This is a genomic window from Rhodococcus sp. USK13, from assembly GCF_018343855.1.
GTDB classification, from domain to species: Bacteria; Actinomycetota; Actinomycetes; order Mycobacteriales; family Mycobacteriaceae; genus Rhodococcus_F; species Rhodococcus_F oxybenzonivorans.
The window spans coordinates 625426-641393 of record NZ_CP069242.1 but is presented as its reverse complement, the minus strand read 5'-3'; the positions used below and the strand labels follow the sequence as shown (position 1 = coordinate 641393).

Here is a 15968-nt window from a genome sequence, read left to right as displayed (position 1 = left end):
TCGCCCCAGGCTTTATGGCGTCGAGCTGGTCGGTCGACGGCGCGTTCCACGCCGAGAACGATGTCCGTGGTGAGGGCGTCTCCAATGGGAGGCACCCGCCTCGCGGTATGCATTGTCGGAGAAGGACGACGCGGCCCCGGTCGCCGGGTCGACGACCACCTCGTACCCGAGCGTCAGGCACTGGGGCAACTGTCGCTGGGGTTGCCGCCCTGGGGTTTCGCCGGACGGGCCTCCGTAAGACGCCGATCTCGAGGTTGGTGTTCCTCGCAGTGCATGTGGTGGAGGTGGGTGGCTACGCCGGCAGGTTCACCCGGTCGGCGAGCTGGCCGGTGGCCCCGGGGTGCCGAGGGCGCTCTGGTCGACCTTCGCGCGCTCGAGGTAGGGGTGTGCCGGGATTCCCATGCAGGCCAGGCCGGCGTCGTAACGGGCACGCAGAAATTCGAGCCGGTCGGTGTCGCCGGGTCGTGGGCGGCGAGGAACTCCTCGACGTGTCGCCGCAAATCAGTCGGCGGTCATCGTGCCTGTCTCTGCCGGCGCAGCTCCGTGCGGGCCAGCGCGTTTTTGTGCACCTCGTCCGGTCCGTCGGCGAACCGAAGGGTGCGGTTACGTGCGTAGGCTCCGGCGAGGGGAAAGTCCTGCGACAGTCCGCCGGCGCCGTGTACCTGGATGGCCTTGTCCAAGATCCACTGCACGGTGGCGGGGGTAGCGATCTTGATTGCCTGGATCTCGGTGTGCGCACCCTTGTTGCCGACCGTGTCCATCAGCCACGCGGTCTTCTGCACCAGCAGTCGCAGTTGCTCGAGGCGTACCCGGGATTCGGCGATCCAGTCCCGCACCATCCCCTGCTCGGCCAGTGGTTTACCGAATGCGACTCGTTCGTCCGCCCGCGCGCACATCAGTTCGATCGCCCGCTCGGCGACCCCGATCGCCCGCATGCAGTGGTGGATCCGGCCCGGGCCGAGTCGGGCCTGCGCGATAGCGAACCCGTCCCCTTCGCCGCCGATCAGATTCTCGGCAGGCACTCGCACATCGGTGAACGAGAGCTCCGCATGGCCGCCGTGCTCGTGGTCGTCGTATCCCATCACGTGCATCGCGCGGTGAATTTCGACGCCGGGGGTATCGCGTTCCACGAGAATCATCGACTGCTGGCGGTGCCGATCGGCGGACGGGTCGGTCTTGCCCATGACGATGAAGATCTTCGCGTTGGGGTTCATCGCCCCGGTGATCCACCACTTGCGGCCGTTGAGGACGTACTCGTTTCCGTCCCGCTCGATCCGGGTCGAGATGTTGGTGGCATCCGAGGAGGCCACCGCAGGCTCGGTCATCGCGAACGCGGACCGGATCTCGCCCTCGAGCAACGGCTCGAGCCACCGCTTGCGTTGCTGCTCGCTGCCGAAGAGCGAGAGCACTTCCATGTTGCCGGTATCGGGGGCGGCGCAGTTCATCGCCGCCGGAGCCAGATCGCCGCTGCGGCCGGAGATCTCGGCGATCGCGGTGTACTGCAGGTTGGTCAGCCCGCCGCCCTCGTCTCCGGGCAAGAAGAGATTCCATAGCCCGAGTTTGCGTGCCTGCGTCCGCAGTTCACCGAGGATCGGGGTGCGGTCCCATGCCCAGTGATCGTCGAGCTGGACCAGTTGGTCCTCGAAGATCTTCTCCGCCGGGTACACGTGGCTGTCCATGAACTCGCGCGTGGTCGCGCGGAGTTCCTCGGTGCGTGCATCGTAGGCGAAATCCATCAGTGGTACTCCTTCAGTGCGTCGAGACCGGCGTCGAGCAGGGGATGGACCGCGTCGCCGATGTCGAATCCGTCGCCGACGGTCTGGCCGCGCAGGTAGCGGAAGTGGATGCCTTCGCAGATCGCGGCGAGCTTGAACGCCGCGAGGCCGAGGTAGAACCCGAATCGGGACAGGTCACGGTCGCTGCCGGCGGCGTAGCGGGCGATGATGCCGGATTCGTCGAGGAAACCGGACGCTGACGAGGCGTCGGTGGTCGCGGTCGAGCCGAGCACGTCGCCGAGCCGGTGGTAGGTGAGCATCAACGCCAGGTCCGTGAGCGGGTCGCCGAGGGTGGCCATCTCCCAGTCGAGTACCGCGGTGGGGTGGTCGTCGGCGTCGATGAGCAGGTTGTCGAGCCGGTAATCGCCGTGCACGATGCCGGTGGCCGACTCCTCCGGCACGTCGGCGGACAGCCGTGCGTAGAGCTCGTCCGCCGCGGGCAGGTCCCGGTTGTGTGAGGCGTCGAGTTGCTTCTTCCAGCGGCCGACCTGACGAGCCAGGAACCCCTCGGGTTTGCCGAAGTCCGCGAGACCGACGGACCGCGGGTCCACCTGGTGCAGGACCGCGAGGGTGTCCACGAGCCGGGTCGAGATGATCCGGGTGCGGGCGGCACCGAGTTCGTTCAGGCCCGCCGCCCGCCGGTACGGTGTGCCCACGCAGCGTTCCATCACGTAGAAGGGGGCGCCGAGCACGCCGGGGTCCTGGCACAGCGCGTACGTGATGGGCACCGGGACCGCGGTGCTTCGCAGCGCCGACATCACCCGGTACTCGCGGCCCATGTCGTGTGCGGTGGCCAGCACGTGGCCGAGCGGGGGGCGGCGCACGATCCAAGTCGATCTACCATCGGTGACCTGGTAGGTGAGGTTGGATTTGCCGCCGGCGATCAGCGACGCTCGAAGCGGCCCGTCCGCCCCGGGAATTTCGGCGGCGAACCAGGCGCCGAGTCGTGCGAGGTCCAGGCCGGGTGGCGGTGTCGCGGTCGTGGACATCACGGAGCGAGCGACGCCGGCCCCGATGCCGCGGGCCGCGCCGGTGATGATGGCGGTGGGGGTGTTGGTCATCAATTCGCTCCACTTTCAAAGAGATTCGAACAGGCTGGCACGGCCGAGTGAGGAAGGACGGCGGTACTGAGTTCGGGCACCTTAGCCAGGGCGGCCCGCACCATCTGCACGGTCAGGCGTCCGGACGCAGGTCCTCGAGCGACCCCTCGCCGGCCCGGCCGATCGGCGAGCGGGCGGCGAAAACGATGACGGCTTCGGGCATCGCCTCTCCTCTCATGGTTGATTACTGAGCGCACTGTTCGCTCTGTTGCGGCGCCGCCCCGCTTGCTTAGCCTTTGTCATAATCAATGTCTCGGATCCGCACACCTTCTACCGCCACGCCGGAGCGTGGCTCACACGCCCGCGCGGTCGCAGCAAACTCCGACGTGGTCGGGCCACACCTACGCGAACTTGCCGGCAACGACACCGTTCCCACCGACTTCGCCTCGAGTGCCAACCCACTGCAGGGCACACCTGTACGGGCGCGGCATCAGCTGTACGGCCTTTACGCGGTCTCCGTGCGCCTGGCGATCGTGCTGCTATTCGGCTGAGAGCTTGACGACGGCGGCGAGGTCCTCGTTCGCGAGGCCGGCGGCGACTGCCCGGTCGAACACGCTCGTGGTGGCCCGAATCATCGTGGCTGGGCCGTGTGGTGCCATCGTGTCGAGGAAGCTCTGACCGGCCTCTTGGTAGACGGTGAGTGTCGCTCGCTCGGTGGCGAATGTGCCGGTGTCCACACGGTTCAGGATGTCGTGGATCTCCTCGGAGAACTGATTGAGGGCGTACGGCAGGAGGGACCGGAGCGCGTCGGTGCTGACACCGGCGTTGCCCATGTACCTTGTCGCCTCGATGAACGCCACCATGCTGGACATGTAGAAGGCGCCGACCAGGCCGGCGTCCATGACGTTGGCTGCGCCGTGAACGGTCCCGACATGCAGTGAACTTCCGGCCAGCGCCCGAACGATGTCGCTGTGCGCCGTCCAGAGTTGCTCGGGGCCGGCGACCAGGATGTGGGCCTCGGCGCTGCCGATCTGCTCGGGGAAGCAGAGGATTACGCCGTCCAGAAACGGCACGTCGTGTTCGGCCGCCCACGCCGCAAGTTCGTTGGCCTCGTCCGGCAAACCGCTGGTCAGGTTCAATATCGTGCCGGCGACCCGGGCGGGATCGATCTGCGCGAGCAGGGCGCGAACGTCATCGGTGGTGCTGACGCAGACGATGGTCAGGTCTGCTTTTTCGAACGCCGAGCTGACGTCCGTGAGGACGGTGGCACCGGCATCGACCAATCGCACGGTCCGCTCCGGGCTCCGATTCCAGATTGCGACCGATTGCTGCTTCGCGAGCGCGGCCCGGGCTATTGCGGATCCCATGTTTCCGCAACCGATCACGGCCACATCGAGCTGATTCGTTCCATCCATGCGCACTCCTCTTGTCAACCGAATAGAACAGATGAAATAGGCTTTCGTCCCGCGGACAGAGCTGCCGCCATTGGGAACTCGCCTCGGCCCAGCCGGCCTCTCGCAGACTGCCGGTGTACCGCTAAGCGAACTGAAGTACCCCGTCGTCGGGATCGGCGCTGAGGATTTCCTTGGTGAGCTCGTGGACCTGCGGGTTCAGCCACGGGAGCCGATCACCCTGCGACGGCATGTGATCGAGATACCGCAGGAAATATCCTGAGGTCACTCCGGTCATCCAGGGATCGCGCGGCATGTTTTCTTCGCCGGGACGCAACACCGGTGTCACCGAGCTGGCGCCCAGCTTGTCCATCGTGGTGAGAAGTGAACTCCAGAATTGGTTGACCAGTTCGAGTCTCAGCGTCCACGACGAGTTCAGGTAACCGTGCGCCTGCACGAGGTTGGGGACGCCGCTGAAAGCGACACCCTTGTAGGTGTAGGTACTGCTGAAGTCGACCGGGTTCCCGTCGACGGTGAACGCAACCTTGCCGAGGGTGCACAGGTTCAGTCCGGTGGCGGTGACGATGATGTCGGCCTCCACCTCTTCGCCGGACTCCATTCGAATGCCGTGCTCGGTGAACTCGGCGATGGTTCCGGTTGCCACGTCGGCCCGGCCGGCCTTGATCGCTTCGAAGAGGTCGCCGTTGGGGACCAGGCACAGGCGCTGATCCCACGGTTGATAGGACGGGGTGAAGTGCTTCTCGCGGAACTCGGGTCCCACAATCGCGTCGATCGCGTCGAACAGCGGTTTCTTGAACTCGTCGGGGTGGTTGCGTGCGTACTGGTAGTTGATCTGTTGCTGTTCCACGTTGCGCAGGCGCACCGTTTCGAACGCGGCCTCGTCGCCGATCTCCGCACGCAACTTGATGGCGTCCTCGTCGATGTCGCTGTCGATCGAGACGTACGAGGGCGAACGCTGCACCATGGTTACCTTGGCGGCGGTGCCGGCCATCGCCGGGATCAGCGTGATGGCCGTGGCCCCGGAGCCGATGACGGCGACTTTTTTGTCACCGTAATCGAGATCCTCCGGCCATTCTTGGGGGTGGACGATCGGGCCCCGGAAGTTCTCCTCGCCCGGGAATCGTGGTCGGTAGCCGTTCTCGTTGTCGTAGTAGCCCGAGGCCATGTACAGGAATGAGCACGTGATCGTCTCGTTGCCGGCGGACGACTCGACCTGCACCCTCCAGGTGCTGGTCTCGCTCGACCAATCTGCCCTCAGCACGCGTTGATTGACGCGAATGAAGGGACGTAGCTGGTGCTCCTCGACCGCTTCGTCGAGGTATTCGAGGATGGTCTGCCCGGCCGCGATCGACTTCTCGGCCCGCCATGGCTTGAAGCTGTAGCCGAGGGTGAACATGTCGCTGTCGGACCGGATGCCCGGGTACCGGAACAGGTCCCAGGTGCCACCGAGGTTGTCGCGCTTCTCGAGCATGACGAACGTCCGCTCGGGATGGGTGGTACGCAGTTCGACCGCGGCGGCGATGCCGGAAAGTCCCGCTCCCACGATTACGACGTCGACGTGCGAGTTTGTTGGCTCCATGAAGTCACTCCCTACCGAACGGGCCGGCTGCTATTGATACCAGTGTTTGCTGGTGAGACTCGGTGAATCCGGATCGACGGGGCGGGTTGCCGGCCGTGTGTCGACCGTTTCGGGACCGAGAGAAGAATCTATTGACCTAATCACTTGATCTGGCAGCTAGTGTGCAGCAAGACCGCCATCCGCGTCAACAGTATCTGTCGTATTCTGCGTCGGAAACTCCCGCACAAAGGTATTCCCTTCATGAGGACTCGCGGACCGTGAATGACTCTTGACGCAGCCGGTGATACCGGTCACTATTGATCAAATGACTTAGGCAATAGTCTTGGTCAGTCATCGAAATGAGGTCAAGTAGGTGAGTTCTCTGACTGCAGAAGATTTGCTGGTCGCGGTCGAGCCGGATCCGACGCCGCTGGTGTTGTCGGTGGCTCGGACGCTGAGGGCCAGCGCCGAGGTTCCCGAGTTGCGCGCGCTGATCAGCAGCGCTGCCGGGGCGGTGGCGCTCGCGTCGGTCGCCGATCGGCAGGCGGTGACGCTCGAGTTCGCCGACGGTCGCGTCCATGTGAGGCACGGTGTCGAGGAAGGCGTCGAGCCTCTCGAACTGCACTTCTACCCGGAGTACACGGTTGTCGGGGGAGGTGAGCTCGGGGAGGCGGTCGGCAGGATGCTCTCGCCGCCCCTGCCGGACTGGAATGTTGCTGCGCAGAAGTTCTGGGAACTCAACGCCGACACCGCCGGATTTCCCGAGCAGTTGATCATCGTGTGTACCGACGACGACGAGCGTCTGGTATGCGGCGACGGTGCTACCACATTCGAGATCCACGGGTCGGCCGAATCACTGTCGGCGGTCCTCGGTGGGCGGTTCGATTCATTTCTCATCGCGCTGGGCGTCGGTGCCGTCGCGGTAATCGGCACGGCCGCACAGATTTCTGTGATGTGCGGTGCACACTGGAAGGTACGGTTCCATGGCTGAAACAACGGGTGCCCAGGTTCGGCAGTGGCTCGAAGAGCGGGCCATCACGTCGATTCGCATCGAGGCCACGAACCTCGACGGCACGTTTGTGGGAAAGTCGATTTCCCCGAAAAAGTTTCTGAGCGGACTCGAGACGGGATTCCCGTTCGCCGATGTCGTCTTCGGCAACGATCTCAGTAACTTTCCGCAGTTCGGTTTCGCCTTTCCACAGTGGCGCGGTGATCTGCTGGACATCTTCTTGCGTCCCGACCTGGGGACGCTGATCGAATGGGCGCCCGGCAAGGCATCCGTCATCGGCGACTTCTGGACCAAGACCGGCGACCCGGTGTCGGTATGTCCGCGGAACCTCTTGCGCAAGGTGGAGCGGCAGGCCGCTGCGGAGGGCTACTCGGTCAGGGCGGCGATCGAGATCGAAGCTACCCTCTTCGAGGAGTCCGTTCACGAGGCGCGCCGCAAGGGATACAAGGATCTGACCCCGCTCGGCGGTTCGGCCGGCGGAGCCTATGTGCATGCCAAGTCGGGTGATTGGTGGCAGTTCCTGGACCGGGTGCAGCAGCGTCTGGAAGAGCTGGGACTGGAGTGGGAGGCGTGTAACGACGAGGCGGCCGTCGGCCAAATCGAGATCAACGTCGCCGTCGCCGACATCGTCACCACGGCCGACAACTGGGCCCGGACTCGTCAGGTCCTTCGCGAGGTCGCGAACGAGCTGGGTCGGTCGGTGACGTTCATGGCCAAGTGGTCCGACGCGTGGGGTCAGGCTTCGCATCTGAACATCTCGTTGGCGAACGAGGACGGCAACGCGTTCTTCGCCGAGAACGGGCCGTCCGACGTGATGCGAAACTTCATCGGCGGCGTCATGCAGACTCTGCCGGGGGCAACCTCGCTGGCACTGCCGTTCCTGACCTCCTACCGGCGGCAGATCCCGCTGGAAGGCCCGCCCACGACCGTCACGTGGGGGATCGACAACAAGACCACCGCCATCCGCGCGGTGACCCGCCACCCGCAGTACTCGCGCATCGAATACCGGACGCCGGGAGCAGATTCCAACGCGTACCTGGTAGCTGCGGCGGTGCTGGGGGCCGGTCTCTACGGCATCGTCAACGGCGTCGAGCCGTCGGCCCCGTTCGTCGGCATGGCCTGGTGTAACCCGGCCGGCACCGAGGCGCTGCCGCACACGATCACCCGCGCCGCCGATGCTCTCGCAGCAGACAAGGCACTGGTCGAGGTACTCGGGCAGGAGTTCGTCGACTACTGGATCGGAACCCGACGTTGGGAATGGCTGGCGTTCCACACCATGGGCGGCGGCGACCCCGACTGCGGGATCACCGATTGGGAACTCAACCGCTACTTCGAGCTCGTATGAGCACCCGGATCAAGGCGGCAGTGCTCAACTCCGCGCCGGGTACGTTGGATATCGAAGAACTGGTTATCGACGACCCCGGGCCCGACGAGGTGCTGGTCCGGATCGCGTACGCCGGTCTGTGTCATTCGGACCTGCACGAGATGGATGGAACCTTCGAGTCCGACACGCCGATCGTGCTCGGCCACGAGGCGGTGGGTGAAGTCGTCGGAGTCGGCAGCGCTGTGACGGAGTTCAGTCCAGGCGACACGGTCGTGACCTGTCTGTCGGTGTACTGCGGGTCGTGCGAATTTTGCCTGTCCGGGCAGCAGACCTTGTGCGTGCGCCGGGCACAGTTGCAGCAGGGCCGCGTCCGTCCCCGTCTGACGAACAGTCGGGGGGCGGCAGTGCGGGCGACGGCCGGGATCGGTGGGTTCGCCGAGATGGCGCTGGTCCACAAGAACAGCGTCGTCGGGATTCCGCCGGGGGTACGACTGCAGACGGCGAGTGTGCTGGGCTGCGCGGTGACCACCGGGATGGGCTCGGTGCTGCAGAGCGCCTGCGTTCGTCCCGGGCAGACCGTTGCGGTGATCGGGCTCGGCGGAATCGGATTCTCCGCGGTGCAGGCTGCCCGGCTGGCCGGCGCGGCGCAGATCATCGGCGTGGACGTCGTGCCGGAAAAATTGGAGCAGGCCAAGCTCTTCGGGGCAACAGACGTGGTCAATGCCCGCGAGACCGACCCGGTCGCGGCGGTACGTGCGCTGACCATCGGCGGCACCCACCACGCGTTCGAGGCAGTCGGCACCGGGGCGACCGCAGGGCAGGCGTTCGCGATGCTGCGACCGGGCGGCGTGGCCACGGTGATGGGCATGATCCCGGATTCGCATTCGATTCCACTTCGTGGATCCGAACTCTTCATGCAGGAAAAGAGTTTGCGCGGGTCGTTCATGGGTTCGAACCACTTCAAAGTGGACATCCCCATGTATCTGCAGTTCGCACGGGCGGGACTGTTGCAGCTCGACGAGCTGGTCACCGCTGAATACTCACTCGAAACAATCAACGCAGGCTTCGATGCCCTGGCGTCGGGCAAGGAAATCCGCGTTGTCGTGCGAATTGGGGAGGAGTCGAAATGAGACCTCTCATCGGTATTACCGGAAGGTGCTACCGGCTGGAAATGGTGACCGGTACGTCTCCACGGTTCACCGATCGGTTGACGAACTCGTTCTTCACCGACTTCGACCGGTGCGTGGCGCAGGCCGGCGGCATTCCGGTCAACCTGCCGTTCGTGTCGAGTTCGACGGGTGTGGCCGACAGGTTGGACGGGTTGATCGTGACCGGCGGGCAGGACGTGCATCCGTCGCGCTGGGGCGGCATGCGGCCGGTCGACCCGGACGCCGACCCGCGCCGGAACATCGACGTCATCGACTTCGAGCGGGACCAGTACGAGGCCGATCTGATCTCCGATGCGCTGGCGCTGGGCATCCCCATCCTCGGTGTGTGCCGCGGGCATCAGCTGCTGAACGCCGTCCTCGGCGGGACGCTGATCGAGGACATCGAGGAAACGTCCATCGTGCATTCTTCACCGAAGGCGGCGCCCTACGCCGGTGACGACAACCATGTCGTCGAATTTTCCTCCGGCAGTGTCGGACGCCAGATCTACGGTGCCCGTCGAACATCGAACTCCTGGCATCATCAGGCGGTCGACCTGCCGGGTGTCGGACTCGCGGTCACCGGCCGAGCCACCGACGGAATTACGGAGATGATCGAGCTCAGTGGCCGACCGGTTGTCGGCGTCCAATGGCACCCAGAATGGCAAACCGAGCGTGACCCGATCTTCGATTGGCTCGTCGAACGGTGCACGTGGGCCACGGACGAGCGCCGACAGGGCCAACCGGATAGGAAGGTGGGGTGACGCGCCCAGCGCGCGCATTGTCGGCAAGTTCGGGTTCTGGTTCGAGTTCAGCTATACGAGGAGTTTCACTGGGTATGGGTCTTCAATCTTCACTTGCCGCATTTCAGCGCTCCCGGAACAGCATCGGGGGCGGAGTCAGTTCGGGGTTGCGTGCTTCCATGCAGCCGCATCCGTTGTTCGTCCAGGAAGCTCGTGGCGCCCACGTCTGGGACCTCGACGGTGATCGCTATGTCGACTGTGTCATGGCCTGGGGTGCAATGGTGCTCGGTCACAGCGACGATCGGGTGGTCTCTGCCGTCCGGGGAGTTGTGGACCGCATGCAGGTGGTCGGCACCGGCCACGTCCTCGAGTATGCGGCGGCGGAAGCGGTGCTGGACGCGGTTCCGCACGGTGAGCGCCTGCTGTGGAGCAACACCGGCACCGAGGCCGTGCAGGTGTCGCTGCGGCTTGCCCGGGCCGCAACCGGACGTCGACGCATCGTCAAGTTCGCCAAGAGTTACCACGGCTGGCAGGATTCGGTCTATGCCGGTATGTCGGCGGACGAGTACGGCAGGCCGACGCTGACCGCAACAAAAGGTCAAAGCCCGAGCGTCCTCGACGACCTGATCGTCTCGGAGTTCAACGACGTCGACATGATCACCGGCATTCTCGAAGACGCGCGCGAGCTCGATATCGCCGCGGTCCTGCTCGACCCGATCATGAGCAACGCGGGTGTGACCGAACCGCTTCCGGAGTTCCTGCGGGCGGTTCGGACGCTGTGCGATGAGGCCGGCGTAGTGCTCATTTTCGACGAGGTCATTGCGGGCTTCCGGATCGCGCGCGGTGGTGCCACCGAGCGCTTCGGGGTACGCCCGGATCTATCGGTATTCGGCAAGGCGATCGCCGGCGGATTCACCCAGAGCGCGGTGGTCGGCCGCGCGGACTTGATAGATCAGGTTACCGACGGCGTCGTGCACGCCGGAACGTTCAACGGAAATCCGGTCGCGCTGGCCGCGGTCGAGGTGACGATGGGTGTGCTCACGGATCCGGCGGTGTATGCGACGCTGGAGAGCAACGCGGCGCGGTTCAATGATGCGTTCGATACGGTACTGACCGACGCCGGAGTCCCGGCGCATCTGAACCGGGTGGGGTCGTTGCTGCAATTCGTGCCGGAGGACGCGGCCACCGGGCTCCACGGAACCGGTGGCATCTGGGGGAAAGTCCTGGGCGGGATGCTCGCCGAAGGCGTGATGTTCATGCCCTCGGGAAAAATCTTCATGAGTACTGCCCACACCCCGGACGACATCGACTTCATTGCCGAGGCGCTGAGCCGCGTCGTCGGCTGAGCTGCTCGAGGTGGCCGGAGTCCTCCACCGGACAACGCGTTTGGTGCGATCGAAGTGAGTTCGATGTTCGGGCCAATCTGTTCTTGTTCGGCGGAGAATCCCTTGCCCTCGGCATGGTCACGCGATATGGTCAAGTGATCTGCGATCTGGAGATTGCCGAGACGCTGTCGCCGCGGGCGCAACGGCAGATCGGATTCCCCTCGCAGTACCCCGACGGTGGCTGGATTGTGGCAGCTCGATTACAACGAATTGACCGAGTCCTCGGACTCGATAGCTGAGGCCTCGCGATTCGTCGGATATTCGAGAATTCAAAGCAGCGGCGTCAAGCCGCGCGAAAGGCGGAATCAACTGTGGCAGCCGAAGTCAAGACTCCCGGACCGGCCACGCTCGGCGACTGGCTGGGCATCAAGGTGCAGACCGAGTTGCCGACCGCGATGTGGATCGACGGCGAGTGGGCAAGAGCAAACAGCGGTAAAACCACAACGCACACGAGTCCCCGTAACGGCGAGACAGTACAGGTGGCGAGCGCTGACGACGTGGATGTCGAGCGCGCAATCCAGGGCGCCAAGCGCGCCTTTCGAAGCCGGGTGTGGGCGGGCTTGGAGCCGCGTGAGCGCGGCGAGGCGCTGATCCGGTGGGCCGACCTGCTCGATCAGCATCGCGACGAGCTGGCGTTCCTTGTCGCGTACGAAATGGGTAAACCCGTCACGATCGCGTGGAACGTCGAGATGCGTACCGCGATCAACACTGTGCGCTGGTACGGCGAGCTGGCCGACAAGCTGATGGACGAATCGCCGCGCGGCCGCAACGGCGCGGTCGCGCTGGTGACCCGTGAGCCGGTCGGCGTCGTCGGCATTATCACGCCGTGGAACTTCCCGATGACGCTGGCGATGTTCAAGATCCCGGCCGCCCTGGTGGCCGGCAACAGCGTCGTCGCCAAGCCTGCCAGCCAGACGCCGTTCTCGTTGCTGCGGGCCGCCGAGCTTGCCTTCGAGGCAGGCATACCGGCGGGCGTGCTGCAGGTGATCACCGGCAGCGGCGCCAAGGTGGGTGAGCAGCTCGGCATGCACGACGACATCGCAACCCTGGCATTCACCGGATCTACCGACGTAGGGAAACAACTGCTGTCCTACGCGGGTGCATCCAACGCCAAACCGGTATGGCTCGAGCTGGGCGGCAAGTCGCCGAACATCGTGTTCCCCGACGCGCCCGACCTGGACAAGGCGGCGTCAACGGCCGCCTGGGCGGTGTCCTTCAACAGCGGGCAAATGTGCACCGCTGGATCGCGATTGGTTGTCCACGAAGACATCCGCGAGGAAGTGGTGACAAAAGTTGTCGACAAGCTGAATGCGGCGGTCATCGGTGATCCACTGGATCCGGCGACCACACTCGGTCCGCTCGCCTATGCCGCACATCGCGACGACGTTCTCGCCGAGATCCGCGGGGGCATCGACTCGGGCGCCAAGCTGGTACTGGGCTCGGATGCCAGGCGTGAGGACGGCCTGTACGTCGACCCCGCTGTCTTCGTCGACGTCGATCCCGACAGCAGGCTCGCCCAACACGAGATCTTCGGTCCGGTGATGGCGGTGCACACCTTCCGCACGGAAGAGGAAGCACTCGCGATCGCGAACAACACGGTATACGGATTGGGTTCAGCGGTGTGGACCGCGGATCTGGGCCGGGCACACCGGATGGCGCGCGGAATCGACGCCGGTATGGTCTGGATCAACTGCTACGAAGAGGGCGACTCCTCGGTCCCGTTCGGTGGCCGCAAGTTGTCCGGCCATGGTGCGGACAGAAGCAATCACGGTCTGGACAAATACACGCACCTCAAAACGACCTGGATCGAGCTGTAATCACAGGGGCGCCCGGCACATCGTCTCTGGAGTTCCGGCGGAAGCAGCCATCAGTTCGGAGTGCACGTCACCAGGGCATCGGGGCGCAGCACCGGTGTCACCCACGAGGAATCACGAACAACCGGACTGACCGGCCGATTTCGTCATGAGCGTTCGGCGTGTCCGGCCGGAAGGTCCCGACCACTGACATTTCGGGATCGTATCCGGCTGGTGCGCAGGCAGTGATGAGTTGTCCGAGATGCGTTTGTGGGCAGTTGGTCGGGAAAGAACTGCACCGGCAACGGTCGGTGACGAGACAACCCTTGACGACACCTCCCATCGTCAACGATCCAGTGTCGTTGAGGGTTGCAGATCGAAAAGCCCAGGCCCGAACCCCGGAGGTCGTGCTCGGCGCGACCTTCGGCTGGTTCTGGGCCGTCGACGCGCTCGAGGTGGCCGGAGTCGCGGTGAAGTTGGCACACCCACTGGCCAATCAGGGGTTTTCGGTATCCGAAGGATGAAGACCGACATACGAGATGCCCGGTGACTGGCGGGCGGTGCGGATGCACCGGCTGCCCGAGACCTGCATCGCCCGCCAGAGTCAAGCTCGTCACGCTGCGCTCAGGGCAGTATGGACAGTCGGAATCCCACAGCATCTACTACTGCAACGGAAGTTATGGCAGGTGGCCGCGGGTTCGATAGTGACAGATGCGGGCCTGGTGTTGTCGGCGTCTGTGCCAGTGTGACCAGGCAGACGTGCTCGTCGATAGCGATTCGGAAGACGACCGCTATATGTTCCGGCGCACGTCCTCCGAGCGGTTTCCACGGCAGAGCAAGATCGAGAATGTCGTTGTTGCTACGGTGCCACATCCCTTTTCCACTCTCGGGTCGGGTACTCGCACTTGCATATGAGCGTGAGATCTGTCGGAACGACTGTCGCCGCTGGAGCACGCCTCCATAGCGATTCAGTCAAAGGGGTTTGAATCTGGTCGTTCGCGGACGGTGCGGGTATGCCCGTGCCAAGCGTTGTATCTCTTCTGGGGCGCAGTTGGATTCTGGGATCTTCTGCCACAAGCGGTCGATGAACTGGAGTCTTGACAGCCCGAATTGAACGAGGATCTCGCCATCGCTAGCGCCCCCGTATGGTGCCCACATACTGGCGAACCCAATAAGGAGCGCCGTCTCTTTGTCACGATGCTTCCGCGTGCGATGGACCGCATCCTGTGTGGCGTGCCGCAGGTGTCCCCCTCTGCCGTGCTCGGCGGCGGTCGTTCTTTGGTCAGACATCACGCTGTGTGTCCTCCCCATTCGGCGACTCCTGAAACTGCGGCCGTATGAGGGCGGCTCGGGACATGTCGAATCGGCGCTGAGGGACCCAACCGGAAGGCCAACTGCAGGCTTTCGCATGCGTCCAGCACGGCGCGGCGACTCTTGGCGTAGGTTTGCACCTCCGGGAAGAACCCGTGGAACACGCCGGTGTATCGCTGGTGACGCACAGCCACGCCTGCCTCGTGGAGGCCGGCGGCGTATGCCTCGCCGTCGTCACGGAGCGGATCGACCTCGGCCGTGGCGATGTGAGCACGGGCCAGTCCTGCCAAGGTGTCGGCCTTCATCGGGACCGCGAGCTCGTTGAGGTCGGTGGGAGAATCACCGACGTACTGCTTCCAGAACCACTGCGCGGTTTCGGCGTCAAGCAGTGGGGCGTCCTTGAAGGCTATCCACGACGGCCGTGTGAACTGGTCGTCCACCGCCGGATAGACGAGCAGTTGCATCACGGGTTGAGGTATGCCGCGGCGGCGTAGGTCGAGGCACAGCGAGGCGGCGAGTCCGCCGCCGGCCGAATCGCCGCCGACCGCGAGGTGCGACGGGGCGACTCCCAGTTCGTCGGCGTTGGCCCGGAGCCAGTCGTAGGCCGCCCGGACGTCGGTGATCGCCGCCGGGAAACGGTGCTCAGGCGCAAGGCGATAGTCCACGGAAACGACAACGCAGGAGGCCTCGTCGGCGATGATCCGGCACAACTCGTCGACGCCGTCCAGCGAGCCGACGGTGAAGCCGCCGCCGTGGATGTAGAGCAGCGCACCGGCCCGGGTTGTGCTGTCGGGCTGGTAGATACGGACCGGAACCGAGACGTTCCCGGGCTCAGCGCCCCACGTGATGATCCGGTCCTCGACCGATGCCACCTGTGTCGTGCGGGGCGGGGGTGGTGGCGCAGCGAACGTTCGAATGCCGTCGAGCCCCAGCGTGTACAGCGGTCCCGGTAACAGTTCATCGAGCTGCTGGGCAACTGCCAGCGCATCCGGGTCCAGGACGTCCTGCCATTGCGAGTAGGTCATATGCAATCACTCTCCAATCGCGACGACGCTGGGGTGGGGTATCGGCCGCTACCGGCAGCCGACGTAAATAGGTCTGCGGCACCGAGGCCCGCGAATTCCCGAACATCGCCTCGCCTCGGGGTGTGGAAGGCGTTCGGAACGACCACGGCATGGATCGTGTCGGAGCCGAGTAGCCTTCGCCAGTCAGGGGCGGTCATCACTGTCCCGTCATCTCGAGGGTCGATCGATCACTTCGAACACGTTGGGTCTCCCGCAGTAGTTTTTGCCTGGCTGGGAGGTGGGCAACGTTGCTCTCGACCGGCGCACACCTGGGCGAGAGATCAAACGATCATGTCAGATGAACGAATATATGTCCACTGTCGGCTTGGCTTGGGCGGTGGCGGTGGTCGCAAGCTGAACCGCATACTCAAGTGGCTTACCACGGGGCTATTTCTCCAGTTAGAAGAAC

General features: G+C 64.5%; 13 protein-coding genes and 1 pseudogene. 8 read left to right on the top strand and 6 right to left on the bottom strand.

From position 1 onward, the window contains the following. Window positions 1-512 precede the first annotated feature (512 nt). From JQT59_RS05735 to JQT59_RS05725, 3 genes and pseudogenes are all read right to left on the bottom strand, one after another. Window positions 513-1736 carry an acyl-CoA dehydrogenase family protein gene (locus JQT59_RS05735; protein WP_213575276.1) on the bottom strand — a complete coding sequence of 408 codons (1224 nt, stop codon included), beginning with the start codon at window positions 1734-1736 and terminating at the stop codon, window positions 513-515. Next, on the bottom strand, window positions 1736-2764 hold the full coding sequence (locus JQT59_RS05730) for a phosphotransferase family protein (RefSeq protein ID WP_213577443.1): 1029 nt from the start codon (window positions 2762-2764) through the stop codon (window positions 1736-1738). Before JQT59_RS05730 ends, JQT59_RS05735 begins: the two co-directional genes overlap by 1 nt. A gap of 140 nt (window positions 2765-2904) precedes the next feature. Beyond that, window positions 2905-3038: pseudogene (locus JQT59_RS05725) on the bottom strand (acetyl-CoA C-acyltransferase); the annotation flags it as partial. Between the two features lie 85 nt (window positions 3039-3123). Here JQT59_RS05725 and JQT59_RS05720 point away from each other — a divergent pair. Next, complete coding sequence (locus JQT59_RS05720; protein WP_213575274.1) at window positions 3124-3366, top strand: hypothetical protein; 243 nt, start codon at window positions 3124-3126, stop codon at window positions 3364-3366. Here the strand turns inward: JQT59_RS05720 and JQT59_RS05715 are convergent. Both JQT59_RS05715 and JQT59_RS05710 read right to left on the bottom strand, forming a co-directional pair. Beyond that, a complete protein-coding gene (locus JQT59_RS05715) occupies window positions 3355-4230 on the bottom strand; it encodes an NAD(P)-dependent oxidoreductase (protein WP_213575272.1) in 876 nt (291 codons plus the stop codon). The two genes, JQT59_RS05720 and JQT59_RS05715, sit on opposite strands and share 12 nt — an antisense overlap. A gap of 121 nt (window positions 4231-4351) precedes the next feature. Beyond that, complete coding sequence (locus tag JQT59_RS05710) at window positions 4352-5806, bottom strand: flavin-containing monooxygenase (RefSeq protein WP_213575270.1); 1455 nt, start codon at window positions 5804-5806, stop codon at window positions 4352-4354. Between the two features lie 352 nt (window positions 5807-6158). On the opposite strand from JQT59_RS05710, the gene JQT59_RS05705 reads away from it, so the two are divergent. The 7 genes from JQT59_RS05705 to JQT59_RS05675 all read left to right on the top strand — a co-directional run bounded on the left by JQT59_RS05705 (window position 6159) and on the right by JQT59_RS05675 (window position 13708). Then, the gene (locus JQT59_RS05705; protein ID WP_213575268.1) at window positions 6159-6776 is read left to right on the top strand and encodes a hypothetical protein; all 618 of its coding nucleotides are present in this window, start codon (window positions 6159-6161) and stop codon (window positions 6774-6776) included. After that, complete coding sequence (locus tag JQT59_RS05700) at window positions 6769-8139, top strand: glutamine synthetase family protein (protein WP_213575266.1); 1371 nt, start codon at window positions 6769-6771, stop codon at window positions 8137-8139. Before JQT59_RS05705 ends, JQT59_RS05700 begins: the two co-directional genes overlap by 8 nt. Further along, the gene (locus JQT59_RS05695; RefSeq protein WP_213575264.1) at window positions 8136-9248 is read left to right on the top strand and encodes a Zn-dependent alcohol dehydrogenase; all 1113 of its coding nucleotides are present in this window, start codon (window positions 8136-8138) and stop codon (window positions 9246-9248) included. Before JQT59_RS05700 ends, JQT59_RS05695 begins: the two co-directional genes overlap by 4 nt. Beyond that, complete coding sequence (locus JQT59_RS05690; protein WP_213575262.1) at window positions 9245-10027, top strand: gamma-glutamyl-gamma-aminobutyrate hydrolase family protein; 783 nt, start codon at window positions 9245-9247, stop codon at window positions 10025-10027. Before JQT59_RS05695 ends, JQT59_RS05690 begins: the two co-directional genes overlap by 4 nt. 74 nt (window positions 10028-10101) lie before the next feature. Further along, window positions 10102-11352: an aspartate aminotransferase family protein gene (locus JQT59_RS05685; protein ID WP_213575260.1), complete on the top strand. Its 1251-nt coding sequence runs from the start codon at window positions 10102-10104 to the stop codon at window positions 11350-11352. A gap of 350 nt (window positions 11353-11702) precedes the next feature. Beyond that, window positions 11703-13208, top strand: coding sequence for an aldehyde dehydrogenase family protein (locus JQT59_RS05680; RefSeq protein WP_249354153.1), 1506 nt, complete (start codon window positions 11703-11705; stop codon window positions 13206-13208). Window positions 13209-13510: 302 nt separating this feature from the next. Further along, window positions 13511-13708 carry a hypothetical protein gene (locus JQT59_RS05675; RefSeq protein WP_213575258.1) on the top strand — a complete coding sequence of 66 codons (198 nt, stop codon included), beginning with the start codon at window positions 13511-13513 and terminating at the stop codon, window positions 13706-13708. Window positions 13709-14473: 765 nt separating this feature from the next. On the opposite strand, the gene JQT59_RS05670 is transcribed toward JQT59_RS05675, so the two are convergent. After that, complete coding sequence (locus JQT59_RS05670) at window positions 14474-15520, bottom strand: alpha/beta hydrolase (RefSeq protein WP_213575256.1); 1047 nt, start codon at window positions 15518-15520, stop codon at window positions 14474-14476. Window positions 15521-15968: the final 448 nt, after the last annotated feature.

Coding starts and splice junctions, on each gene's coding strand:
- JQT59_RS05715 (WP_213575272.1), bottom strand. CDS start 4,230: ATGGATGGAACGAATCAGCTCGATGTGGCCGTGATCGGTTGCGGAAAC.
- JQT59_RS05695 (WP_213575264.1), top strand. CDS start 8,136: ATGAGCACCCGGATCAAGGCGGCAGTGCTCAACTCCGCGCCGGGTACG.
- JQT59_RS05720 (WP_213575274.1), top strand. CDS start 3,124: ATGTCTCGGATCCGCACACCTTCTACCGCCACGCCGGAGCGTGGCTCA.
- JQT59_RS05670 (WP_213575256.1), bottom strand. CDS start 15,520: ATGACCTACTCGCAATGGCAGGACGTCCTGGACCCGGATGCGCTGGCA.
- JQT59_RS05735 (WP_213575276.1), bottom strand. CDS start 1,736: ATGGATTTCGCCTACGATGCACGCACCGAGGAACTCCGCGCGACCACG.
- JQT59_RS05685 (WP_213575260.1), top strand. CDS start 10,102: ATGGGTCTTCAATCTTCACTTGCCGCATTTCAGCGCTCCCGGAACAGC.
- JQT59_RS05690 (WP_213575262.1), top strand. CDS start 9,245: ATGAGACCTCTCATCGGTATTACCGGAAGGTGCTACCGGCTGGAAATG.
- JQT59_RS05730 (WP_213577443.1), bottom strand. CDS start 2,764: ATGTCCACGACCGCGACACCGCCACCCGGCCTGGACCTCGCACGACTC.
- JQT59_RS05710 (WP_213575270.1), bottom strand. CDS start 5,806: ATGGAGCCAACAAACTCGCACGTCGACGTCGTAATCGTGGGAGCGGGA.
- JQT59_RS05700 (WP_213575266.1), top strand. CDS start 6,769: ATGGCTGAAACAACGGGTGCCCAGGTTCGGCAGTGGCTCGAAGAGCGG.